The organism is Sorangium sp. So ce834 (genome assembly GCF_051521425.1).
Classification (GTDB): Bacteria; Myxococcota_A; Polyangia; order Polyangiales; family Polyangiaceae; genus Sorangium; species Sorangium cellulosum_D.
Map to the genome: position 1 here is coordinate 9,812,754 of NZ_CP150351.1, position 24,686 is coordinate 9,837,439.

Here is a 24,686-nt window from a genome sequence, read left to right on the forward strand (position 1 = left end):
CAGGCGATGAGCAATGATGCGGAGTTTCTGCGGGGATCCGCGACGCGCCTGGCTCGGCACGCAACGTGCTGGGTGTCCGCGACGTGAGCGCGAAGAGCGAAGGCAGCACGACGATGCCGCAGAGGAGACCTGAGGGGGAACGCCTCCAGGGGCTCGCGTCTGCCGCTCGGTCTCCCAGGATGATAGGACGCCAGGCCGGCGTCGAAGCTGCGGTAGCCTGCTGCTCTCGGATGATCGACGAGCAGGGGACAGCCAGCGACGCACCGGACGAGCCTCGCCAGCTCGGCCCGTACCGGATCATCGAACGCCTCGGCGGAGGCGGCATGGGCGTCGTCTTCCGCGCCGCACACGCCCTGACAGGCGAGGAAGTGGCCATCAAGACGGTGCGCGGCGTGAACGACGCCGACCACCTCGCCGCGATACGCCGTGAGACGCGGGTGCTCCGCCGGTTGAACCACCCTGGCATCGTGCGCTTTCTCGACGAGGATGTCACCGGCGGGGTGCCCTGGGTCGCGATGCCGCTCCTCCGGGGCGGCACGCTCCGGGATTACATCGCGGCTACCTTTTCGAAGGACGCCGGCCTGGGGGCGGCCATCACCATTCCCGTGCAAGCCCCGGGGTCGGTTCCGGCCAGCGCCCGCCTGCGCACCGACGCGCCGGCGGCGAGCGCAGACGCGCGCCCGCTCGGCCCGATGCTCACGCTGATCCGCCGCCTTTGCGCGCCGCTCGCCTACCTGCATGGCGAGGGCCTGGTGCACCGCGATCTCAAGCCTGCGAACATCGTCCTCCAAGACGACGGACGCCCTGTCCTCGTCGACCTGGGAATCGCCGTTCACTTCGGCGGCGCCGGCCGCGAGGTGCTCGACGTGGATCCGCTCGCCGGCACGTTGACCTACACGGCCCCGGAGCAGCTACACGGGGAACCGGTCGACGCGCGCGCCGATCTCTACGCGCTCGGCTGCATCCTCTACGAGTGCGTGACGGGACGACCTCCCTTCCTTGGCGACACCTCGTCCCTTTGCGAGCAGCACCGCTCCGCCCCGCCTCAGCGCCCCTCGGCTCTTGTCACGGGCCTCCCCGCCGCGCTCGACGACCTCATCCTCGCGCTCCTGGCGAAGAATCCACAGCATCGGGTGCAGTACGCCGCCGACGTCGCCACGAGGCTCGTCGCACTGGGCGCGGCGGCCGAGCGCGACGAGAGCCCGCCGCCTCGCGTGTACCTGTACCGGCCCGTGCTCGCAGGCCGCACCGATGCCGTTTGCAAGCTGCAGGTGATGGTCCAGCGCGCCGCCTCTGAGCGGCGAGGCGGCATCGCGCTTGTCTGCGGGGAGAGCGGCTCAGGTAAGACGCGGCTCGTGCGGGAGGTGAGCCGCGCCGTCACGGCGAGGGGGCTGCCGCTCCGGGTGTTCTCTGGCGTGTGCGTTGCGCCTGGGGCCGGCGAGGCGGGTGCGACGGCGGCGATGGCCGCCCCGCTACAACCGCTGCGTACGACGCTCTTGGCCGCGATCGATGGAGCGCGCGCATCCGAGGCCGAAGCAGACCGGCTCTTCAGCGGGCGTCGCGAGGTGCTCGCGGCCTATGTGCCAGAGCTGCGAGCGCTCGGGAGCACGTCGGAGCCGGCGCCCCTGCCGCCATCGCAGGCGCGGAAGCGCGTCGTCGCCGCGTTGCGGGAGACGCTTCGGGCGCTTGCCGCGGCGAGGCCGCTCTGCCTCCTCCTGGATGACCTGCAATGGGCCGATGATCTCACCCTGGCCCTGCTCGATGCGTTTGCTCGAGCCGAGCCCGACGAGCGCGGTGGCGTGCTGATCATCGGCACCTACCGGATGGAGGAGACGCGCCCGGAGCTCGAGGATATCGCGCACGTCGCGGGGGCCACCTCGATCCGGCTCGACAAGCTGGCCGCTCGCGACATCGAGGACATGGTCGTGGGCATGCTCTCGCCGAGCATGCCGCCCCGGACCGTGCTCGACGCGCTCATCCGCAACGCGAACGGCAACCCCTTCTTCGTCGCCGAGTACCTGCGCGCGGCCCTCGACGCAGGGGAACTCCAGCGGGACCAGGGTGGCAGCTTCTCTTTCAAGGGGCGCGGTGCCGCGGCGCTCGGGTCCCTCCAGATCCCGGGCACGCTGGACGAGCTGCTCGGACGGCGGCTCGACCTGCTCGACGCGAAGGCGCGTGAGCTCGCGGCGTGGGCGGCAGTACTGGGGCAGGAGCTCGACGACGAGCTCCTCTTCGCGGACCCGCGCGGGCAAGACGCGGCCACCGAGGCAGTTGCGGAGCTCCGGGCGCGACGAATCCTCGAGGAGACGGAGACGGGACGGCTGCGCTTCGTGCACGACAAGCTCCGCGAGAAAGTCTACAGCCGGCTCGACCCGAGAGCGCGGGCCGCGCTGCACCGGCGCGCCGGCGAGGCGCTCGAGGCGCGCGGCGCTGAGCCGCCGGTGCTCGCGCACCACTTCGCGGGAGCAGGCCTCCACGGCAAGGCCGGCGCGCACTTCGCGCGGGCCGCGCAGCGCGCCGCCGAGGTCTATGCGAACCGCGACGCCGTCCGCTTCTACCGTCTGGCCATCGACGCCCTCTTGACCGCTAGCGCCGCGCCCGCAGCGCTTGCCGAGCTCCGCGAGGGGCTGGGCGACGTGCTCGGGCTCGTCGGGCGTCAGGCCGAGGCCCGCGATGCCTACGGCGCGGCGCTCGGCGCGACGATTTCCCGCATCGACCACGCTCGGCTCCACCGCAAGGTCGGCAAGACCTGGGAGATGCACCACCAGCACGCCAGGGCGCTCGAGTGCTACGAGCAGGCGGAGACCGCCCTTGGTGAGCCGACCGAGCGAGCCTCGGGCGAGGCTCAGGCGTGGTGGAACGAGTGGATCCAGATCCACCTGGATCGCATCTCCGTGCATTACTGGCTCGCCGATCTCGTCCGGCTGGACACCCTCGTCGAGACCGTACGCCCCGTGCTGGAGCAGAGGGGGACACCACTGCACCGCGCCCACTACCTACACGCTCTGACGCAGCGGGGCATCCAGCGAGATCGGTTCGTCGCTTCCGCCGAGACGCTGCGATACGCCGACGAGTGCGTCGCGGCGTACCAGGCTGCGGGCGCTCCGCCCGAAGGCCACTGGGCACTCGCCGCTCGCTGCAGCCTCGCGATCATCCGCATGCTGTACGGCGACCCCGACGAAGCCGAAGCGGAGATGCGTGACGCGCTCCCGATCGCGGAGCGGAGCGGCGACCTCGAGGTCATGACGCGCTGCCTGACTTATCTCACGGTTATCCAGCGCAAGCGGAGCTTCGTCGAAGGTGCCGAGGACCTGGCCAAGCGAGCCTTGAGGCTGGCCAGGGCTGAGAACGTGCACGAGTACGCCGGAGCCGCCCTGGGCAACCTCGCGTGGTGCGCGCTCCAGCGCGGCGACCTCGCGCGGGCCGAGGAGGCAGGCCAGGAAGCGCTCGCCTGCTGGGAGCCGCTCCCCCTGGTCTACCCCTTCCAGTGGTTGGCCAGGTTGCCGCTGTGCTCGGTGGAATTCGCGCATGGTCGCCTGGAGGGCGCCATCGCGCAGGTACATGCGGTGCTCGACTCGCGGCAGCAGCGCTTGCCGAGGCAGCTCACCAAGCTGCTCACGACGGCAGCTCGCGCTTTCGCAGCAGGCTGCGAGTCCCGCGCTCGCCGACCGCTCGCGCTGGCGCTCCACGACGCCCGCCACGGCGGCTACGCGTGAGCTGACCCTCGACTCAACCGGTCTTCTTGACGGCGCGCCGAGGCCCGCCGCGCGGCCCCCGTCCGCGCCCGGTCCGCGCGCGCTGCGTGTGAAATTGCAATAACGAAACGAGAACGGAGCCGAGCCATGTCCAACGAGATCCCGTGCATCAACGATCGAAGAGGCATTGTCTTCACCATCAATCGCGAGTCGACCCCCGTTTACCAACTGGAGTCCGGCGCGTGGGCGAGCGCAGAGAACCGGTGGGCCGAGCGCGATATCCCGCCCGAGATCCGCGACAAGATCGCCTCCCTCAAAGAGACCGGCAAGCCTGGAGCATTCGTGCAGTTCCTCCAGGGCGAGGTCGGTGTCTATGTCATTTACGAGAGGAACATCAAGAACCTTCCTGAGATGGCATGCGACGATCTCGTCGTCCAGGGGACGCGCGCGAAGGTCGGCAGCGCGCGGGGGCTCGCCGATTACGATCTGGTCATCTGCGCCAAGAACGGCACGATCCGCGCAGAGAACGGCGAAACCTTCGAAACCCGCGAAGGCGACTACTACGTCGTCCACTGCCAGTCGTGGGGACGCTTCGTCCTGAATCCCTCCCTGAGACCCGGGTTCGTCGAGACGACCAAGGAAGTCTTGCTCCTGCTCGAAAGCCTGCACCGTAAGAACTTCCTCTCCATGAGCCCCGATCCCACGGACGAGCGGTTGCCCCCGGACTTCGCGCAGCCTACAGCCGTCCCCGTCGGGATCAACTGCTACGTCCTCAACCTGTCGCGCTTCAAGCGCTGAGCGAAGAGCGAGGATGTCCATGGCCACCTCCACGAACCCCGGCCCCGCCGAGCAGCGATCGGGCCCTCCGCCGCCGGCGCCCAAGCGATATCTCGCGGGCACCCACCGCCTCGTCTCTCCCGATGAGACGGTAGAGCGGGTCCGTCCCCTCCTGCCCGCGATGGGTATCACCCGCATCGCCGACGTCACCGGCCTCGACACGCTGGGTGTGCCGGTGGTCATGGTCACCCGACCGAACGCTCGCTCGATCGCGGTCTCGCAAGGCAAGGGCTCGACCCTGGCCGCCGCGCGCGCCTCGGGTGTGATGGAGTCCATCGAGCAATGGCACGCCGAGCACATCCAGCTCCCGCTCAAGCTCGGCACCGTAAGCGAGCTCCGGCACCGCCACCGCCTCGTCGACGTCCACAATCTGCCGCGCCTGTCCGTCGTCGACTTCCATGATCATCTCCGCCTCTTCTGGGTGGCTGGCCTGGATCTCGTGACGGGCGCGCCCACCTGGGTGCCGTTCGAGGTCGTCCACACGGACTACGCGCTGCCGTTGCTCGCCGCGAGCGGAGCCTTCGTGATGAGCTCGAACGGGCTCGCCTCCGGTAACCACCCGGTCGAGGCCGTGAGTCACGCCATCTGCGAGCTCATCGAAAGGGATGCCGCTACGCTCTGGAGGCTCTCGGGCCGGGAACAGCGGCGCCGCTCGCGGGTCGACCCGTCCACGGTAGACGACCCGGGATGCCGCGCGCTCCTGGAGCAGGTGGAACGCGCCGGCGTTGTCCCGTTCCTGTGGGAGATCACATCCGATATCGGCGTCCCGGCCTTCTGCTGCACGCTCGTCGACCGCGCGCCCAACATGCACCGGCCCATCGCGCCGATGGTCGGCTTCGGTTGCCATCCCTCCCGCGGTGTCGCGCTCCTGCGCGCCATCACCGAGGCTGCACAGAGCCGGCTCACCGTCGTCACCGGCGTGCGCGACGACGTCCGAGCCCGCGGCAATGGGCCCGACGACGATCTTCGCGAGGCGAGCCGCTTCCTGGAGGAGCACGCGGGCGAGCCGCCCCAGCGCAGCTTCGACGACGCGCCCGATCATGCGGGCGAAACCCTCGACGACGACGTCGCCTGGGAGATCGAGCGCCTGCGCACGGCGGGGCTTCATCAGATCGTCGCTGTCGACCTCACCCGGCCCGAGCTCGAGATCCCGGTGGTGCGCGTGGTCATCCCGGGCCTCGAGTCGCTCGACGACGTACCCGGTTACATCCCCGGCGCGCGCGCGCAGCGGCGCCTTTCGGAGCGCAGATCATGAACCTTTGCATCTTCACAGGTCCCACCCTCCCGGCTGCGGAGGGCCAGCAGCATATCGACGCCATCTTCCTGCCGCCCGCAGCCCAGGGCGACATCTACCGCGCGGCGCTGGAGCGACCCGTCGCCATCGGCCTCATCGACGGTTACTTCGAGCGCGTCCCGTCCGTGTCCCACAAGGAGATCCTCTGGGCGATGGCGCAGGGGATCCACGTCCTCGGCGCGTCGAGCATGGGGGCGCTGCGCGCCGCCGAGCTCTCGCTCTTCGGCATGGACGGCGTGGGCGCCATCTACGAGGGGTACGCGCGCGGTGACCTCGACGCCGACGACGAGGTCGCCGTGGCCCATGCGTCCGCCGAGGACGGTTATCGCCCACTGAGCGAGGCGCTGGTGAACATCCGCGCCACCTTGCGCGCCGCCGAGCGAGCCGGCGTGATCCCGGGCGCGACTCGCGAGCGGCTGGAGGCGTTGGCCAAGCGGCTGTTCTATCCGGACCGGTGCTATCCGATCCTCCTGCGGCGCCCCGAGGAGGAGGGCGTGCCGCGCGAGCAGACCGCGGCCCTGCGGGAGTTCCTGCGCGATGGCCGGGTGGACCAGAAGCGCTCCGACGCGCTGGCGCTCTTGGAGGTCCTGCGCAGTCGCTTCACGGGTGCCGCCGAGCCGAAGCAGGTGCGCTATCACTTCGAGCCGACCGACGCGTGGGAGCTGATCCGCGAGCGCGTGGACCGCCGCGTCGCGAGACCCTCCGCGAGGGCGATGGAGGTAGGCCGATGAGCTCCAGCGAACAGGTCACCCTCTCCGGCCTGGGCACCTACGTCCTCGGCCGGCTCTTCTTCAAAACCGAGGGTTTCACCCCGCGCCAGATAGCGAAGACGCTGAGTTTTCTTTTCAGGCGGAGGGAAGGTCAAAGCGACCCGACCCGACTCATCGAAAACGAACTCATCGGCTTCGTGCAAATCGGTCTCGCCGTGCGTGCAAGGAGGGCTTCGTATCAGATCACCCACGACGGGCAAAAAGCCATCCGCGCGGCCCTCCATCTGGCACACAACAAGAAGGTCCGCTGGCTGGAGTTCAAGGATCTCATAGCGGCTCGGATATTCGAAGAGCATCTATCCGCGGTCAAGGGCCCGAGGGAGCTTGCCGTCGACGTGCCTCCGGCAGAGGCCGCGCGCATCGCGACGCTCCTCGTCGGCGCCTTCCACCTCAACCTTGGCCAGGTCCCATCGCTGCCGCGCGTGCTCGGCGCGGTCGCCTGGAGCGCCATCGGCGTCACGACGGCAGATCCTTTCACCGTGGAGGCGGTCATGCGGGTGCTGCTGAGCCGTCAAGCCGATGCGCCTCCCCAGGGGACGCTGAAACAGGCGATCGACCTGCTCGTGAGAAAGGCGTCGGCCCTCGGCACGGGAGCGCGCGGCCTGCTCGCTCCGCAGACAGCCCCCCTGCCTGCGGACGAGCCAGCCTTCGCCGCGCGCGTGCTTGAGGCGGCGCGGGCGTCAAAGAGCGGGCGGTTCGGGGACAACAAGGTCTTCATCTCGCACGTCGTCCGGCGCCTCGCCGAGGACGGCGTCGCGATCGGCGACGCGGACACGTTCAAGGCCCGGCTGGTCTCCGCGCATCGCCGTGGGCTCCTGGCGCTCAACCGCGCCGACCTGGTCGAGGCGATGGACCCCGCCGACGTCGACGCCTCGGAGACCCGGTATCTCAGCACGACGTTCCATTTCGTGCGCATCTGACGTGGGAAGCGCCGGCGACGTCCGCGCGCAGTGTGCGCGCCGCCGGCGTCGAGGAGCAAGAGGGAGAAGGGGTGCACCATGACGAAGCAGGACGCCCTGCTCGACGTGTTCCTGTCGACAGCGAAGAAAGACGTGTTCCACTCCGTGGAGCACCGCGGGCAGATCTGGCGCGAGGATCCGTTCGACGTCGATTCCGTGCATGAGGAGGCTCGCACGGCCTTCCAGCGGCTGCTCACCCAGGTGACGACCCCGCCGGGCCTCGATGCGGGCCGGATCCTCCTGCTCCTCGGCGAGTCCGGCAGCGGAAAGACGCACCTCGTACGCGCTTTCCGCAACCACGTTCACCTCAACGGGCTCGGCTTCGTCGGGTACATGCAAATGACCACATCGGTCACGAGCTACAGCCGTTACCTGGTGAGCAACCTCGTCGACTCGCTCGATCAGACCTACTACGAGGCGCTGGGAACCGGATCGGGGCTGCTCCGGCTCTCCAACGCGGTCGCGGCGAGGTGTGGAGATCCGGAGTCCATCCGCTCCTTGAACGAGCGCGAGGACCTGGACGCGGACGAGGTCGTCGATCTCGTGGAGCGCGCCGCCGACAGGCTCATCAGGCACCCCCGCTACGCCGACCTCGACCTGGATCTCATCCGCGCCCTACTCTATCTGCAGCGGCAAGATCCGGCGCTAAAGAAGCGGGTCGTGAAATACATGCGTTGCGAGGTGCTCTCGGAGCGCGAGCAGAAGCTGCTCGGGGGTCTATCGCCTAAGCGCGAAGAGGAGGACGCGCAGCACCTCGTCGAGCAGCTCGGACGCCTAATGTGGGCGTGCGACTCCCGCGCTCTGGTCCTCTGCGTCGACCAGTTCGAGGACTCGTACCGCGTCAACGACGCCGAGTCCCTGTTCCGGCGGGTGATGTCCTCGCTCTGCGCGGTCGCCGATCAGGTGCCCTCGTCCATCATCGTGATCGCCTGCCTCAAGGACTACTACGAGACGATGCGCGCTCGCCTCACCCGGTCGACGCTCGATCGCGTTGAGCGCGACCCCGCGCCGGTCCACCTGGTCGCGGAGCGCCGCAAAGAGGAGATCGCGCCAATCATCCAGAAGCGGCTCGCCTACCTCTACGAGACGGCGGGGCATGCGCCGGCGGACGGCGCGGTTGATCCCCTCTACCCCATGCCCCGAGAGTTCGTGGAGCAGCTCTCGGGGATGAGCGTCCGCGCGGCGCTCAACGAATGCCAGATCTTCCGGGATGCGTGCATCGACGCCGGCCGGATCGTGGCGCAGTGGGGCACGAGCGCTCCTCCCAGCACACGGCCCCGGACCCCCGCGGATCAAGACGTCCGCGCGGCCAAGGAGAAGATCGAGCAGGAGTGGAACGACTTCCTGGCGCAGTTCGAGGACGACCCGTCCGAGGACGATGCCGAGATCGCCGCCCTCTTCGCCTGGGCCGTGAACCAGTGCGCCGAGGAGATCGGGAGTGGCATTCGCTTTGATGCCCGTCCACGCGACGAGGCGATCGAGATCGACATCCGGATCCCGAGCCCGGGCGGAGCGACTCGCGTCGTCGAGGAGATCCTCGTCGTGGTCTGCAACCGGGCACCCCAGGGCGGCGGGCTTCGAGCCCAGTTCGAGGATGCGCGCAGGCGAGCCGGGCGCCGGACCCTCGCGCTGCTCCGCTGCGGCGAGTTCCCGCGCAATCCAAACACGCAGGTGCACTCGGCGCTCGCCGAGATCCTCAAGAACGGCGGCCGCAAGGCGGTCTTCGAGGAGAGCGATCAACGCACGTTGGCCGCGTTCCACAGGTTCCACGAGACCCACGCGCGACGCGAGCATTTCTGCGATTGGCTCAGGGAAGAAAACCACATCTCGCGTCTCTTGCCGCTCATCCACGTGCTGGATCTCGACCACCTCGACCGCTTCGAGCAGGAGCTCCCACCGTCCGCCCCGGCGCCTCGGTCGCGGGGAGCCGCGCCATCGCCCTTCGATACATCACCTGCGAGCCCGGGCGCACCGCCCCCGGCCGCCGGTCCCGACGGTGCGACGCCAGGCAACGTCGACGGAGCGGCGCCGCGGGAGGCCCTCTCCCTCGCGCTCGGCACGACGGGGGAGCTCGTCTCCCACAAAATCACGCTCGACGCTGGGCAGCTCACGGCGCACGCCGCGTTCCTTGGCAGCACCGGGAGCGGCAAGACCACGCTGGCGCTGAACCTGATCGAGCAGCTCCTGCTCCACGGCGTTCCCGCCATCCTCATCGACCGCAAGGGCGATCTCTGCGGCTATGCGCGCCAGACGCTCTTCACCCGCGCGCCCCCGGAGGCGGCGCTCGAAGCGCGGCGGCGGGCGCTCGCGGAGCGGCTCGACATCGCCCTCTTCACGCCGGGCCACCCCGGCGGCCGCCAGCTCGGGCTCTCGCTGATGCCGAGCGGAATCGAGGCGCTCCCGGATCTAGAGCGCGATCAGGCCGCCGGCTATGCGGCGCACGCCCTCGGCGACATGCTCGGCTACAAGCAGACGCGCAAGGACAAGGGCCTCCGTACCGTCCTCGTCCAGGCCTTCCAGCTCTTCGCGGCGCACGGCGCCTCGCGCAAGCTTGACGTCGCGTCGTTGATCGAGCTCATCGCGAACGAGGATCCAGCCCTCGTCGCTACCCTCGGGCGGCTCGACACACGGCTGTTCAAGGACCTAGTGCACGACCTTGAGGTGCTCAAGCTGAACACTGCGGACCTGCTGTCGATGGACGGCGAGGCGCTCGATGTCGAGCTGCTCCTCGGCCTCGGCCCTCACGCGCAGCCTGGGAAGACGCGGCTCAGCATCGTCAGCACGAAGTTCCTGGGCGACAGCGCGCGTGTCCTCTTCTGGGTCGCGCAGCTCCTGCTCGCGCTGAGCCGCTGGGTGAGCCGCGCGCCGTCGCCCCACCTGCGCGCCGTAGTGTTGCTCGACGAGGCCGACATGTACCTGCCGGCACAGTCGCAGCCGGCAACCAAGGCGCCCATGGAGAACCTCCTGCGCCGCGCGCGCTCCGGGGGCCTTGGCGTCCTGCTCGCGACCCAGAGCCCGGGCGACCTCGACTACAGGTGTCGTGACAACCTCCGGAGCTGGTTCGTTGGTCGGGTGACCCAGCAGACGGCGCTCGACAAGATGAAGCCGCTCCTGAGCGACGCTCGGGTCGACGTCAGCGCCCGCATCCCCGGCCAGGAAGCGGGCGAGTTTCATCTGCTCCAGGACGGACGGGTGACCGCCTTCAAGAGGGATGTTCCGCTGCTCCGCGCCGAGCAAGTGCCAGAGAGCGAGATCCTAAAGCTCGCGAGGCGCCGGCCGCGCGATGCCGCCCGCTGAGCCGGTGCGGGCGAGCGCGAGGTGCACAGTTATACCGTTGGATTCATCGGTGTCGATTGGCGCGAGGAGTGACACAGTGAGCGGCGCAATCAACGATTTCGAAGAAGAACGATCCAGGCATGGCGAGCTGCTCGGGCGCGACAACGTGGTCGAGAGGCTTCTCTGGCTGATCGAGGACAGCGCGCCGCGTGGCGGGTGGGTGCTCTTCCTGGGGAGCGCCGGCGCCGGCAAGAGCGCCATCATCAGTCGCCTCCTGGACCTGTTGCCTCCGCAGACGCCGCACCATTTCATCCGTCGTGATCACGACGACTGGGATCGACCCGACGCGGTGGCGCACAACCTCTGCGCGCAGGTCGAGCGGATCCACCCGGAGCTGACGGATGCCGAGCAGCCCGTGGAGGCTAGGCTCGGCGAGCTCTTGCGGCGCGTCTCGAAGCGCCACCTCGTGCCTCGCGGGGACAAGCTCGTCGTCGTCATCGACGGGCTCGACGAGGCGGCGAAGGACCGAAACGGCAAGAGCCTCTTGCCGCCCTTCTTGCCGCGCGTGCCGCCGAAGGGTGTCGTGCTCCTCGGCGCCTCGCGGCCGATGTATCGAAGGCACGAGTGGCCCGGCGTCGTCGAACACGCGCGCACGCTCGACCTCGACGACGAGGAGTGGGCGCCCTTCAACGAGGCCGCATGCCGCGCCATCTGCGAGCAGCGCTCGCGCTCGCTCCCCGCGCCGTTCGACGCCTCGCTCATCGACGTGATCGTGCGCAGCGCGCGAGGAAACATGCTGTACGCGAGCGGGATCTGCGACTGGCTCGCAGGCCAGCCGCCGGCGCAACGCACAGCCGCGCGCATCTCGCAGGGGCTCACCCCCTTTCTCCGCCAGATCTTCGACGAGCTCCGCGACATGGACGAAGCGCGACGCGGGCTGATCCTCAAGGGCCTGGGCCTTGCCTGCGCCGCGCGCGAGGCGCTCCCGCCGCACGTCTTCGGTGAGCTGCTCGGCAGCGATCCGATGACCGCCGCCGGCGACGAGTTCCTGCGCGCCACGTTCCACCTGCTGCGCAAGGAGCCGGCGCACTGGCACGACAACAGCCAGTTCGGCTATCGGCTGCGTCACGAGCACGTACGCGAGGTCTTCGTCAACGAGCTCGGAGAACGGGTGATTCGTAATCATCACCTACACCTGCTTGGACGGCTCGCGGCGTGGCCACCCGACGAGGGAGATCCGGCCGGACGGCGCTACGCCCTCCGGCATGCGGTGATGCACCGAATCGAGGCGGGCGACGTGGACGGGGCGCAGCACCTGTGCGTCGATGTCGGCTATCTGGACGCGAAGTGCCGCGAGCTCGATGTCACCTCCATCGAGCGGGATCTGGAGGCGGTCATCGGCGCCTCGGAAGGCAGCGCGACCTTCGATCTCACAGCCGTACTCGCCGCGGTGCGCGCGGAGGCGACCCGGTTGTCCGCCTACCGCGATCAGGGGCTGCTTCCCTCGCTGCTCTACAACCGCCTGCGCTGCGCCGGATGGCCCTCCGAGGAGATCGCGCGCATGCTCCACTTCGGAGAGGACCTGCCCCCGCTGCGCCTTTTGCACGGGGTGCGCCTCGGACCGACGCCGCTGCGCACGTTCTGCGAGCCGACGAAGGCGATTGTCGCTTGCGTCGTGAGCCCGGACGGCCGCTGCGCCCTGTCGGCCTCGGCCGATCGCGTGCTGCGCTACTGGGCGCTCGTCTCCGGCGAGGTGCTCGCGAAGATGCAAGGACATAGCGACGAGCTCACGGGCTGCGCGCTCACGCCGGACGGCAAGCTCGCGCTGTCGACGTCCGTCGACACGACGGCGCGGCTCTGGGACCTCGCGACAGGCCACTGCATCGGCGTGCTCGACAACTGCGGTCGCTGGGCCACCGCCTGCGCGATCAGCCACGACGGCCGGACGCTCGTGGTCGGCTCGGACAACGGCGCCCTTACGCTCTGGGACAGAGGCTCGCTCCAGATCATCGGCACGCTAGAGGGTCACAGCGATTACGTGACGGTGTGCATCACGACCCCCGCGGGTCAGCTCATCTCCGGCTCGCGAGACGCCTCGGTGCGCGTCTGGGACCTCGCGTCCCGAGAGTGCCTGTTTGAGCTCTCCTCGACGGGTGCGGCGCGCTCGCCCTCGCCGGCAGCCTCGGAGCAGGGTTGGATCACCGCGCTTGCCCTCATGCCGGGCGGCGAGCAGGTGCTCGCCGCGAGCGGGGACGGCACACTCTCGCGCTGGGATCTCGCGGTCGGCCAATGCCTCCAGCGCGTCGGTGCGGGACAGGGCCGCGTGGACGCGCTCGCGATCCTCCCATGGGGTGGCCACCTGCTCTGCGGGATGGCAGACGGCGCGATCGCCGTCTGGGATCTCGCCGCTGAGCGACGCATCCTGCGCCTCGCGGCGCACGCGAATGCGGTGTCCGCGTGCGCCGCGACGTCGGATGGCCGCAGGATACTCTCCGCGTCGCATGATCGCTCGGCCAGGCTGTGGGAGCTCGGAGGTCCGGAGAGCCTCATGGCCCAGGACGGGCACGCCGCGCCGGTCACCGCGGCCGCGGTGACCCTCGATGGCCGGCTCGCGGTCTCGGCATCGGAGGACCGGCTGCTCAAGCTCTGGGACACCGCGACCGGCGTGTGCCGCGCCACGCTGACGGGGCACGCCGACCTGGTGACTGCCTGCGCTATTTCTCCCGATGGGCGCCGCGTGCTCGCCGGCGCGCGGGACGGCGGCGTGCTGCTATTCCACCTGGATCTCGAGCGCGCCGAGGTGCGCGTGGAGACCGCCAAACCGCACCAGAAGCTGGTGAGTGGCTGTGCATTCCTGCCGGACGGACGGATGATCACCGCCTCCCGCGACGGCGCGATCTGGATCCGCTCCGAGGCGACGCTCGACCAGCCCTCGCAGATAGGCGCGCACGACGGGCAGATCAGCGGTATCGCGCTGACCCCCGACGGGAAGCGGCTGATGTCGTTCTCTCGAGACGGCGCGGTGAAGCTCTGGCACCTCGCCGACGCCTCACGTGCCCCCTCGTCTGTCCGCCTCACGGGCGGGCTCCTCGCCGGAGCGATAACGCCGGACGGCAGGCGCGCGGTGCTCGCCCGCGCCGATGGCCAGATCGAGGTGCGCGAACTGCCGAGCTTTGGGTATGTCCGCCAAATCCCCGGTCACACCCGGCGCGTGTTCGGCTGCGCCGTCTCGCCCGACGGCGCGCGCGTGTTCACGGCATCCGAGGACGAGACGGTGCGGGCCTTCAGCCTGGACACGGGGCGACCTCTGGGAACCCTGGTCGGGACCTCGTGGTTCCGGTGCGTCGCAGCGTGCTCCGGGTTGCTCTGCGCCGGGGACGAAGAAGGCAATCTCTGGATGATCGTCGACGGCTTGGCCGGTGTCGACCCCCGCGCCAAGACGAACGCGAGGCGGCGACCCACGCTGTCCGACAGCGACAGATTCCGCCTCCGAAAAAGGCTCGCTGTGCTCTATGACACCGAGCACACCGCGCGGCGCATCGCCAGGGAGGCGGGAATCAGCCTGCAGCTGGTCAAGATCTCCGGGAGCATCATCGACATCTGGGACGCCATCCTCGAGGAGGTAAGAAAGCAGCATCGTCTCGCAGATATCGTACGTTGCGCGCTGACAGAATACACCGACGACGACGATCTCCTAGAGCTCGCACAGAAGCTCGCTCGCTGAGAGACCCACGTCGCGGTCTGCACGCGGCGACAACGCCGGCGTGTTCCACCACAGAACGAGGAGATCATGAACCAGGCTCTTTCCCCCGAAGCGATACGCACCTTGCGAGAGGCTCTTTCGTGGAAATACCCGTCCGACGCCGAGGTGCGCCGGTTCCTCTCTGACATCAAGCTCGACGCGACCCGCATCGCCTTCCATAACCGAGCGGACCTCACCTGGCACAGCGTCCTCGACGAGGCGCAGAAGCGAGGCGCGCGGTGGGTCTACGCGGTGCTCGACCGCGCCATCGAGGAGTACCCCGAGGACGAGATCCTCAGGCGCTTGCGCGACGGCGCCGCGGTGCGCTACGCCGAAGGGCCGAGCATCACCTCGCTCCCGTGGCGGGGTAGCGGCGGTCCGCCGCTTGAGAAGATCCTCGGCACCCAGAGCTCGCTCGTCCCCGTGAGCTACCTCGAGATCGGCATTCGCCGCGCTCAGGCGGTCGCGCGCATCCAGGTCTCCGACGGCTCGCTCGGAACGGGCTTTCTCATCCCCGGTGACCTCCTGGTCACCAATCACCACGTTCTCGGTGACCGAGACGCTGCTGCCGGCGCGACCGCGCAGTTCAACTACCAGAAGACGGTCGAGGGTCGTGACGCGGAACCGGAGGAGCTGTGCTTCGACCCCGACGCCTTCTTCGTTACCTCCAGCGACGACGACTGCACGATCGTCAAGGTCGCGGGCGAGCCCTCCGCACGCTGGGGGACGATCGCTCTCCAGTCGGCCCGGGTCGAACTCGGTGAACGGGTCAACATCATCCAGCACCCCGGCGGCGATCAAAAGCAGCTCTCGTTCTTCCACAACCTAGTTGTTTACGTGGGCGAGGGCCGCGTGCAGTACCTGACCGACACGCTGCCCGGCTCATCCGGCTCGCCGGTGTTCAACAAGCACTGGGAGCTCGTCGCGCTGCATCACAGCGGCGGATGGCTCCTCGATCCAGGAACCAAGGACCGCTTCTTCCGCAACGAAGGGATCCATGTCGATCGGGTGGTGGATGTGCTCCGCAGGTGCCGTTGAGACACGGAGCTCATTACCTGCCGGTCGAGGCCAGAGAGCGCCCTCAAGGGGTGATACTCAATGAATCCCGCAAGCGTTTCGTCTTTCGGAGGTGTACGATGGTGAATCGAGTCATCCTTCTCTCGGGGCCTGTAGCGTCCGGCAAGACGACGCTCGGCGATGCGCTGGTGAACCGATACCGGTTCAAGCGGCTTAAGACCCGCGATCTCATCCACGCGATGGCTGGGACCGCGGCGGAGCGGGGAGCGCTCCAGGAGGCCGGAGAGCGGCTGGATCGCGAGACTAGGGGGCTGTGGGTCGCCGAGGCGCTGACCAGATCGGTTTCGCAGCTTGGGGAGAACGTGACGGTGGTCGTGGACGCGGTGCGCATCGAGGCTCAGGTCGACGCCATCCGGAGAGCGTTCGGCCTCCGTACAACGCACGTGCACCTCACGGCCTCCGACGGCATTCTCGCGCAGCGGTACCGGGACCGAAACCGTGCGGTGAAAGAGTTCACGTCCTACGACGAGGTGCGCTCCAACGCGACAGAGAGCGGGATCGAGAAGCTCAAAGACATCGCCGATGTCGTGATCGACACCGCGCGCAGCTCCCCTGAGGACGTCTTCGTCCGCGTCGCGAGCCACCTCGGGCTTTACGGCCGGGGCGTCGAGCAGGTCGTCGACGTGATCGTGGGCGGTCAGTACGGCAGCGAGGGCAAGGGGCACATCGCGTCGTATCTCGCACCCGAGTACGATCTCCTAGTCCGGGTCGGCGGCCCGAACGCAGGGCACACCGTATACGAGGAGCCGGAGCCGTATACCTTCCACCTCCTCCCCTCGGGCACCCGGCGCTCCGAAGCGAAGCTTGTGCTCGGTCCCGGCGCCACGCTCGACGTCGATACGCTGTGCAGGGAGATCGCGGACTGCCGGGTGCCACAGGGCCGGCTCTTCATCGATCCGCAGGCCATGGTCATCGAGGCAGCAGACATCACGTTCGAGGCAGAGAAGCTCACGGGCTCGATCGGCTCGACCGGACGAGGCGTCGGGGCGGCAACATCGCGCAAGATCCTGCGGACGGCGGCGGCCCCGCCGGTCCGTCGCGCTCTCGACGTGCCGGAGCTCGCGCCTTATATCCGGCCGACGCGGGAGGTCCTGGACGACGCGTTCTCTTCGGCCAGTCGGATACTGCTTGAAGGGACCCAGGGCACGGGCCTGAGCCTGCACCACGGTCAGTACCCATTCGTCACCTCACGTGATACCACGGTGAGCGGCTGCCTCGCCGAGGCTGGCATCGCTCCGAGCCGGGTACGCAAGACGATCATGGTCTGCCGAACCTATCCCATCCGGGTACAGGACCCGAGCGGCGGGACATCCGGAACGCTGGCAGGCGAGCTCGACTGGGACGAGATCGCGCGGCGCTCCGGCATCGACGTCAAGGAACTTCGAAAGGCAGAGAAGACTTCGACGACGAAGCGCAACCGGCGCGTAGGCGAGTTCGACTGGGCCCTTCTGCGGAGCGCGGCAAGCCTCAACGGACCGACCGACGTCGCGCTGACCTTCGTCGATTACATTCATATCGTAAACAAGGACGCCCGCCGCTTCGAGCAACTCACGCCGGAAACCATCCGCTTCATTGACGAGGTAGAGCGCGTGACATCAGCGCCCGTATCGCTCATCACAACCAGGTTTCACTTGCGCAGCATCGTCGACCGGAGGAGGTGGTGATGGGAGTGACCCACGAAGCGCTTTCGGTGCACTACCCTCGCCTCTATCACATGGCCGAGGCCGGAAGCTGGCCTGGAATTATGTGCCACGGTCTGCTGAGCACAAGCGCCCTCCTGGACCTCTTTGAGGTCCATGGACCTAAGCGAGACGCCATCGAATCCGCGCACCGCCCCGAATCGCTCACGATCACGCACCCGGTGCACGGGACGGCAGTCATACGCGACCAGAAGCCCATGAGCGACAAGGCGCTCCGGCGCGCCCTCGGGGGCAGTCTCTCACCGTCCGATTGGTACCGGATCCTAAATGCAATGGTGTTTTTCTGGCTAACCGAGAAGAGGCTCAAGCGCCTGCTCGAAGCCGTAGAGTATCGTGATAGACGACAAGCAGTGCTCACGATCGATACGGCGCGGCTTCTCAAGCGCCACGGGCACCGCGTGCGGCTCTCGCCTATGAACAGCGGAAACACCAGACCCTATCCTCACCCTCGCGGACGCGACACCTTCCTTCCGCTCTCGCAGTATCCCTTCGAGTCTAGGAAGGCTCGCGGTCTCGAGCCCGTGGTCGAGCTCACCGTAGAATACTCGGTCCCGGACATCCGTGATCTCATCTTACGCGTCGAGGAGACTGGCGGCGGACGTCCCGCGTCAGTGTTGTGGATGGCTGCAGCGAATAGTCCCCGCTGACGAGCGTGCATCGTGAGGAGCAAGTGAAACGACTCAGCGCATGGAGGCCCCGCCGGCGCCTTGCCAGCAGATGCGGAGGTCCAAGTTATGGCGAACGCTGGCCGTCATCGGGACTGGACCGTTCGGGAGGCGTCACGAAGCCAGTGCGCGCTGGGGCCGCGCGCCGTCAGCGACGTCGACATCCGAGTCGCCTGCGAACCGCCTGCGGAGCGTGGCGCAGTCAGCTCGATGAGTGCAGCTCGAAGCCGGTGCAGAACACGAACAGGTCTACCGCCGCCGAGCTCGTCGCGCGGATTGCAGCAACGCCGATACCAACTGAGAGTAAGGCGACCGAAAGGCAGCCGACGCGACCGTATCGGTGGATGTGCGCTGCGTGGAAGTGTTGCGCCGGGAACGGGTGGTCCGCATCGGCACTCCCGGCGTACTATCGTGAGCTCATCGGAAGGGAATCTTGACACATGTTCCACCTCACCGCTCGCGTCGCCTGGCACGACTCGCGCTGGAACGGGCGCGTCTGCCGCGTCCCGTCCTGCAATTCTTTCTGCACCGCGCTCGACCGGATCCGCGAGGAGCGCGACGACGCGCGAGAAGACGCCCTGGCTGGGAGACCGTGGAGCGGCCTCGAGCTCGACGATGTGCCGCCGTGCCAGGCCGAGTCCGGCGCGTTCATGAGCCCGGAACCGTGGACGCGCCGCTTCACCCATCCTTACGCCGGCATCAAGAAGGCCGAGGAGACGCACGGGCACCTCGTGCCCACGCTCGTCAAGGCGCCGCCGTACTCCACCTTCGTCGTGCCCTTCGCCTGGATGCTCAACAACGAGCAGGAAGCCATCGACGCGAAGCTCCCCGAGCCGCTGCCGCCCGATGAAGAAGCGCCGTTCCCGAGCCCCTGGGTCTTCGGGAGGTCGCGCCAGGAAGCGCTGCTCCAGCTCTTCTTCGGTCGCCTCGTTCCCGAGCGGTCGCTCGTGTTCTTCTACTGCAAGGAGGGGCAGCCGCTCGGCGATACGATCTCGCGCCTGGTCATGGGCGTCGGTCGCATCACGGTCATCGCGCCGCCAAAGTCCTACGATACCGCGAAGAAGAAGCCGTCGTACGTGATGTGGGATCGGCTGATCCAGCACTCGATCCGCCCGGACGGCAACGACGGCTTCTTGCTGCCGTACCACGACTACCTCGAGCCGACCGGCGATCCCGACGAAGACGCCCGCCGACTCGCGCAGCTCAGGGAGATCGCCGTCCCTGCCGATCCCGCACACGTGCGGGTCTTCTCGTACGCGGCCGAGCTCGCGCCGGCCGACATCGCGCTCTCCACGCTCGTTCGGTGCCTCGAGGCCGTCCGCCGGATCCGGAAGCACGGCATCGCGAAGGGGCCGTGGGAGCGCCGCGAGGAGTGGCTCAACGCCCAGATCGCGACGACCTGGAAGGACCGCGGCGCCTTCCCTGGGCTTGGACCCGCCCTCGAAGCGCTCGGGCTGCGCCTTGGAACGGCGCTCGCGCTCGAGCTCCTCTCCTCGAACACGGTGGCGCGGGACGCGGATCCGTGGCCCGTCGTCGATGCGATCCTCCGGGGGAAGAAGAAGCCACCCCAGCGCGCCTACGCGGCCGACCTCGAGGCGGTTCGCGAGACCTGGACGAATCTCGCCGACCAGCAGCGGGAGCTGCTCCGACTGCTCTCTCGGTTCGCGCTCACGCCCGCCCAGGCGCAGCGCTGGTTCGATGTGGCCGAGCGGGCGCGGGGAACCACGGCCAAGGTCTCCGACCGAGAGATCCTCGAGAACCCCTACCGCATGAGCGAGGTCGATCTCGGAAGCTGGAACGACTCGCCCGTGTCCGTCTGCATGATCGATCGCGGCTTGCTCCCCGAGGCGACCATCGCCGCGAAGCATCCGGTGCCGGCACCCTCCGCGGTGGGATCACCGAACGATCCCCGGCGCATCCGGGCCGCCATAGTCGCGGTGCTGCGACGGGCGGCCGAGGAGGGCGACTCGCTCCTCGGCACCGCGGATGCGCTCCAGGAGGTCGCCGAGGTGGATCTCGCGCACCCCTGCGTTGTCGGGAGCAACTGGCCGGCAGCGAACCGCTCGGCGCTCCAGAACGTGATCCAGCTCGTCGATGTCGTGACCGACGACAGGGGCACATCGACCGCTGCCCTCCAGCTCACCGAGCTCAAGGGGCGCGAGGACCGTCTGCGGTCGACGCTGTCGAAGCGGGCTGGCAAGCCGATCATGCCCGTGAAGGCCGACTGGAAGACGCTCCTCGTCGAGGCAATCACGGGCGCGGGCGGGAGCTTCGACCCGAAGAACGAACGCCACGCGCTGGCGATCGCCGAGCAATCCAGCGCGCTCGCGCGCCTCACGTCGCGTCGTTTGAGCGTCCTCATCGGGCGCGCGGGCTCAGGGAAGACGTCGGTCCTGGGCGCACTGATGCTCTGCCCGCCGCTCGCAAAGGACGGGATCTTGTTCCTCGCCCCCACCGGCAAGGCCCGCGTCCGCCTCGCCAAGGCCACGAACGCCGAAGCGATGACCGTGGCGCAGTTCCTCCATCACCTCAAGCGCTACGACGGCGCCCGTCAGCGGCCGCGCTTCGAGGGCAAGGAGAAGTACCGCCAGGAGAAGACGATCGTCATCGACGAGTGCTCGATGCTCACAATGGACGATCTCTTCGCCCTGCTCGAAGCCCTCGACCTCGCTCATGTGCAGCGGATCGTCCTCGTGGGGGATCCGAACCAGCTTCCGCCCATCGGTGTGGGGCGCCCGTTCGCGGATCTCGTCGCGTTCCTGGAGACGACGACCGCGGCGGCCGACGATGGAACGCCGCTCGGCGACGCGCTCGCTCGGCTCACCGTGGAGGTGCGTACGCTGGCATCGTCGAGCGAGCCGTCGGACACGCTGCGGCTCGCGTCGTGGTTCACCAGGGAGCCGCAGCCCATCGACGCCGACCGCGTCCTCGGCGATCTCGAAGCGGGCACGCCGTTCAACGACCTCGAGGTGGTGCTCTGGAAGACGCCCGACGAGCTGCGGGCGAAGCTGCTCGAGGCCTTCGCGCGACACCTCGGCGTGAACGACGCGAGCGACGTCGCCGGCTTCGACGGAGCGCTGGGCCTCAACGACAAGGGGTGGGTCCCGTTCGACAAGCCCGACGGCTCGGAGCTGTGGCAGATCCTCTCCCCGGTACGCATGCATCCCCACGGGGTGCATGACCTCAACCGGTGGATCCAGCGGCAGTTCCGCGCGAAGGAGCTCGACGCCGCCGTGAGGCGATGGGCCCCGAGCCTCGGCGACGAGACCATCGTGGCGAAGGACAAGGTCATCCAGACCGTGAACCAGCGGCGCAAGGCGTACGACTGGAAGGAGCGGAACGCCTGCGAGCTCGACATCGCGAACGGGGAGATGGGGCTCGTCAGCAAGGTGAAGGACAACCTCAAGGTGGCCTTCGCCGGCCGTCCGAACGTCACGTTCGACTACTGGCCCAGCCAGTTCGGCGACGGACGCGCGCCGCTCGAACTCGCCTACGCGCTCACGGTCCACAAGGCCCAGGGCAGCGAGTTCAAGAAGGTGTTCGTCGTCCTGCCGAAGGGCTCACGTCTTCTCACGCGCGAGCTCGTCTACACCGCGCTCACGCGCTCGCGCGAGCGGCTGGTGCTCCTCGTCGAGGGGAGCGACGCGACGACGCTGTTCGACCTCACCCGCCCGGAGCGCTCCGAGACGGCGCGCCGCAACACCAACCTCTTCCAAGGCGCAGTCCGCCAGGGGGAGGACGAGGTGCCCTACGCCGAGCACCTAATCCACCGGGCCGCGAAGGGCCACCTCGTGCGCAGCAAGTCCGAGCTCGTCATCGCCAACATCCTGTACGAGCTCGACGTCGACTACCACTACGAGCGCGCCTACGACGGTCAGGCGGAGGCAGGTCGCGTCCGCCCGGACTTCTCGTTCGTCATGCCCGACGGCGACCTGCTGATCTGGGAGCACCTCGGCATGCTCGACCGAGAGGACTACCGCCGCGGGTGGGACTGGAAGCGCAACTTCTACGAGCGCAACGGCTTCGTGCTGGGGAAGACGCTGTTCACGTCGCAGGAAGGCGAGCGGGGTGCGCTCGATACGCTCGCCCTGAAAGAGATGGCGCGCACCATCAAGAAGCTCCTCGAGTAACGCCATGGACGCGGAAGAGCGAGCGCAGATCGAGCAGGTGCTGTCGCGGATCTTGCGCGAGGACTGGGACGGGTTCCTCGCGAGCGACGAGGGCTCGCGTGTGGGCGAGCGGCTCGACGCCGTGCGGGCGGCGCTCCGTGGATCGGGAAACCTGTCGCCCGGAGCCCCCTCGCGTCCGATCGCCGAGGTCGTCGACCTCCTCGGGCACCGGCTGCTGTCCGACGGCGCGACCGGCCCGTGGCTCCGGGAGAAGGTCCTCCAGAACCTGCCGACGACGAAATACAAGAAGCTCGAGGTTCTCTACCGCGAGGTCGGAGGACGGCGCGCTGCGCCGCTGCACGGCAACATGACGCAGCAGGGCGCGGGCTCGCGCGTGATGGCAGCTTACTGGCACCAGGGTAGCACCTGGGCACGCCGCTTCTGCGAGATCGCCGGGTTGCCCGAGCTGCTCGCGAAGTGCCGATCGAACCCCCTGCCCGACGACGAGGAGGTCGTGCCGGTCGAGCCGTTGCCGCCGCTGCACGACTTCCAGATCGAGGTGTACGCCGCCATGCGGAAGATGCTCCTTGGCGGCACCGGGGAAACGGCGATGCTGTCGCTCCCCACGGGGGCTGGCAAGACCCGCGTGGCCGTCGAGGCGATCTGCGATCATCTCGCCGAGGAGCGGCAGCGGCGCAACGTCGTGCTCTGGATCGCGCAGAGCGACGAGCTCCAGCGGCAGGCATGGGAGTGCTTCCGGCAGGTCTGGCAGGTGCCGCCGCAGCGCGCTGGGGAGATCATCCGTCGGACGCTGCCGCTCAGCATCGTGCGGCTCTGGGGTGGGCGCGATCCGGATTCGATCGAGATCGGCGACGAGCCCACCGTGCTGGTCGCAGGCATCGACCAGCTCGCGAGCTGGGTGGACAACAGGCCGGACTTCTTCGAGAACTTCCCGACCCGGCGGCTCGCGTGCGCCGTCGTGGATGAAGCTCACTCGCTCATCACGCACACGCAGCGCGAAGTGCTCGTAGCGCTCGGGCTCTGCGCGAAGCGAGAATGGCGTGCGCTGCATGGAGCGGCCCCCGTCATCGGCCTGTCCGCGACGCCGTGGCGCTCGGACGACGAGGAGAGCGCGACGCTCCAGCGGTACTTCCAGAAGCAGCTCCTACGCCCTGACTCGCTCGGTCAGAAGCCGATCCAGGCCCTCCAGCGGCGGGGGATCCTCGCTCAGGTCAACGCGGAGCGCCTCCGCGTCGAGGGAACCCGCGCGATGACCGACGCCCAGCTTCGCCGCTTCGAGCAGTTCAGGGACCTTCCCGGCGATTACGTCGCGCAGCTCGGGCTCGAGCACGACCGGAACGCCCGGATCCTCAAGCGTCTCGGCCGGCTCCCGAAGCGCAGGCGCTCGCTCGTCTTCGCGTGCTCCGTCGCGCACGCGGAGGTCCTCGCCGTCGCCCTGAACCGCGCCCTTGACGACGGCTGCGCCGCGGTGGTGACCGGGCAGACACCGAGAGCCGAGCGCGCTGCTGCCATCGAGCGCTTCCGCGACGGCGACGGCCTGCGATTCCTCTGCAACGTCGGCGTGCTGACGACGGGCTTCGACGCTCCTCGTGCGGACGTGGTCTGCATCACGCGACCGACGACGAGCGCGTTGCGGTATGAGCAGATGGTCGGTCGCGGCCTGCGCGGCCCAGAGAACGGGGGGACGGCAGAGTGCCTCGTCGTCGACGTGCAGGACGACGGGCTGCCGGAGGGCATCCAGAGCTACAGCCGCGTCGTCAACCTGTGGGACAGCTGACGGTGCGCCTCTCCGCAAGGGTAGACCCCAGCCCGGATCCCGGCACAAGGCCTCACGCCCCTAGGGACGGACGGAGAGGGCGCGGAAGCCAGACGGGAGGGGCGCCAGTTGCGGCCAGCACCGAGAACCCCAAGGAACCAGCTGCGCGATTACCCTTGACGCCGTGCTCATCGTGGCGTTCGCTTGTCAGCGAACATGAGTACAGTGAGCCTGGGCCAGCGTCTGCAAGATCGCCGAATCGGAGCGGGTATGGGGCTTCGCGAACTGGCGAGGAAAGCGGACATTACGCCGTCCTACCTAAGCGACATCGAGAGCGACCGTCGCGTCCCCAGCGAAGATGTGCTGCGAACTCTTGCCAATCTGCTGCACCTCGATGCCGATGAGCTCATTAGTCGCGCCGGCCGAGTAGGAGAACTCGTTGAAGACTACATCAAAGGCGAACCGGCCGCCGGCATCCTATTCCGAAAAGTCGCCGAGGGGCGACTCAACAAAAATGCTATCGAGCAGTTGATAAAGCACACTGAGAAGCTGACCAAGAACAAGGAAGGCTACCGATGATAAAGTTCACCAAAAATTGCATTCCCGACGGGGCATACGAGGAAATCAGCCTGGCTGCCGCAACAACGGACATCTTCGCAGCATCGAACGCGTGGCACCGATTCGGCCGCGAACGCTTCACATGATTGTTTGGACATTGAGAACAGCTCTGCTCAGTGGTCACTCGCATTCTCTTGGCTTGCACGTACGTATGTTCCCGAGTTAGG

General features: G+C 68.3%; 13 protein-coding genes. All 13 read left to right on the forward strand.

Going from position 1 to position 24,686, the window contains the following annotated elements:
• The first annotated feature begins 230 nt into the window (after positions 1–230).
• The 13 genes from WMF20_RS36040 to WMF20_RS36100 all read left to right on the forward strand — a co-directional run bounded on the left by WMF20_RS36040 (position 231) and on the right by WMF20_RS36100 (position 24,480).
• Positions 231–3,716 carry a serine/threonine-protein kinase gene (locus tag WMF20_RS36040; protein WP_437606327.1) on the forward strand — a complete coding sequence of 1,162 codons (3,486 nt, stop codon included), beginning with the start codon at positions 231–233 and terminating at the stop codon, positions 3,714–3,716.
• A gap of 126 nt (positions 3,717–3,842) precedes the next feature.
• A complete protein-coding gene (locus tag WMF20_RS36045; RefSeq protein WP_437606328.1) occupies positions 3,843–4,493 on the forward strand; it encodes a hypothetical protein in 651 nt (216 codons plus the stop codon).
• 19 nt (positions 4,494–4,512) lie between these two features.
• Complete coding sequence (locus WMF20_RS36050; protein WP_437606329.1) at positions 4,513–5,787, forward strand: YcaO-like family protein; 1,275 nt, start codon at positions 4,513–4,515, stop codon at positions 5,785–5,787.
• Positions 5,784–6,557, forward strand: a complete 774-nt coding sequence (locus WMF20_RS36055) for a TfuA-like protein (protein WP_437606330.1) — start codon at positions 5,784–5,786, stop codon at positions 6,555–6,557. The genes WMF20_RS36050 and WMF20_RS36055 overlap by 4 nt, the downstream gene beginning before the upstream one ends.
• Complete coding sequence (locus WMF20_RS36060; RefSeq protein ID WP_129578534.1) at positions 6,554–7,516, forward strand: hypothetical protein; 963 nt, start codon at positions 6,554–6,556, stop codon at positions 7,514–7,516. The genes WMF20_RS36055 and WMF20_RS36060 overlap by 4 nt, the downstream gene beginning before the upstream one ends.
• A 78-nt stretch (positions 7,517–7,594) precedes the next feature.
• Entirely contained in the window at positions 7,595–10,852 is a 3,258-nt protein-coding gene (locus WMF20_RS36065) for an AAA family ATPase (RefSeq protein ID WP_437606331.1), read from the forward strand.
• Between the two features lie 76 nt (positions 10,853–10,928).
• A complete protein-coding gene (locus WMF20_RS36070; RefSeq protein WP_437606332.1) occupies positions 10,929–14,555 on the forward strand; it encodes an AAA family ATPase in 3,627 nt (1,208 codons plus the stop codon).
• Between the two features lie 66 nt (positions 14,556–14,621).
• Positions 14,622–15,611: a trypsin-like peptidase domain-containing protein gene (locus tag WMF20_RS36075; protein ID WP_437606333.1), complete on the forward strand. Its 990-nt coding sequence runs from the start codon at positions 14,622–14,624 to the stop codon at positions 15,609–15,611.
• A gap of 98 nt (positions 15,612–15,709) precedes the next feature.
• A complete protein-coding gene (locus WMF20_RS36080) occupies positions 15,710–17,314 on the forward strand; it encodes an adenylosuccinate synthetase (protein WP_437606334.1) in 1,605 nt (534 codons plus the stop codon).
• Positions 17,314–17,997: a DUF7002 family protein gene (locus tag WMF20_RS36085; protein ID WP_437606335.1), complete on the forward strand. Its 684-nt coding sequence runs from the start codon at positions 17,314–17,316 to the stop codon at positions 17,995–17,997. The genes WMF20_RS36080 and WMF20_RS36085 overlap by 1 nt, the downstream gene beginning before the upstream one ends.
• Before the next feature lie 458 nt (positions 17,998–18,455).
• Entirely contained in the window at positions 18,456–22,145 is a 3,690-nt protein-coding gene (locus tag WMF20_RS36090) for an AAA family ATPase (protein ID WP_437606336.1), read from the forward strand.
• Between the two features lie 4 nt (positions 22,146–22,149).
• Positions 22,150–23,922, forward strand: a complete 1,773-nt coding sequence (locus WMF20_RS36095) for a DEAD/DEAH box helicase (protein WP_437606337.1) — start codon at positions 22,150–22,152, stop codon at positions 23,920–23,922.
• A 204-nt stretch (positions 23,923–24,126) separates the two neighbouring features.
• A complete protein-coding gene (locus tag WMF20_RS36100; RefSeq protein ID WP_437606338.1) occupies positions 24,127–24,480 on the forward strand; it encodes a helix-turn-helix domain-containing protein in 354 nt (117 codons plus the stop codon).
• Positions 24,481–24,686 lie beyond the last annotated feature (206 nt).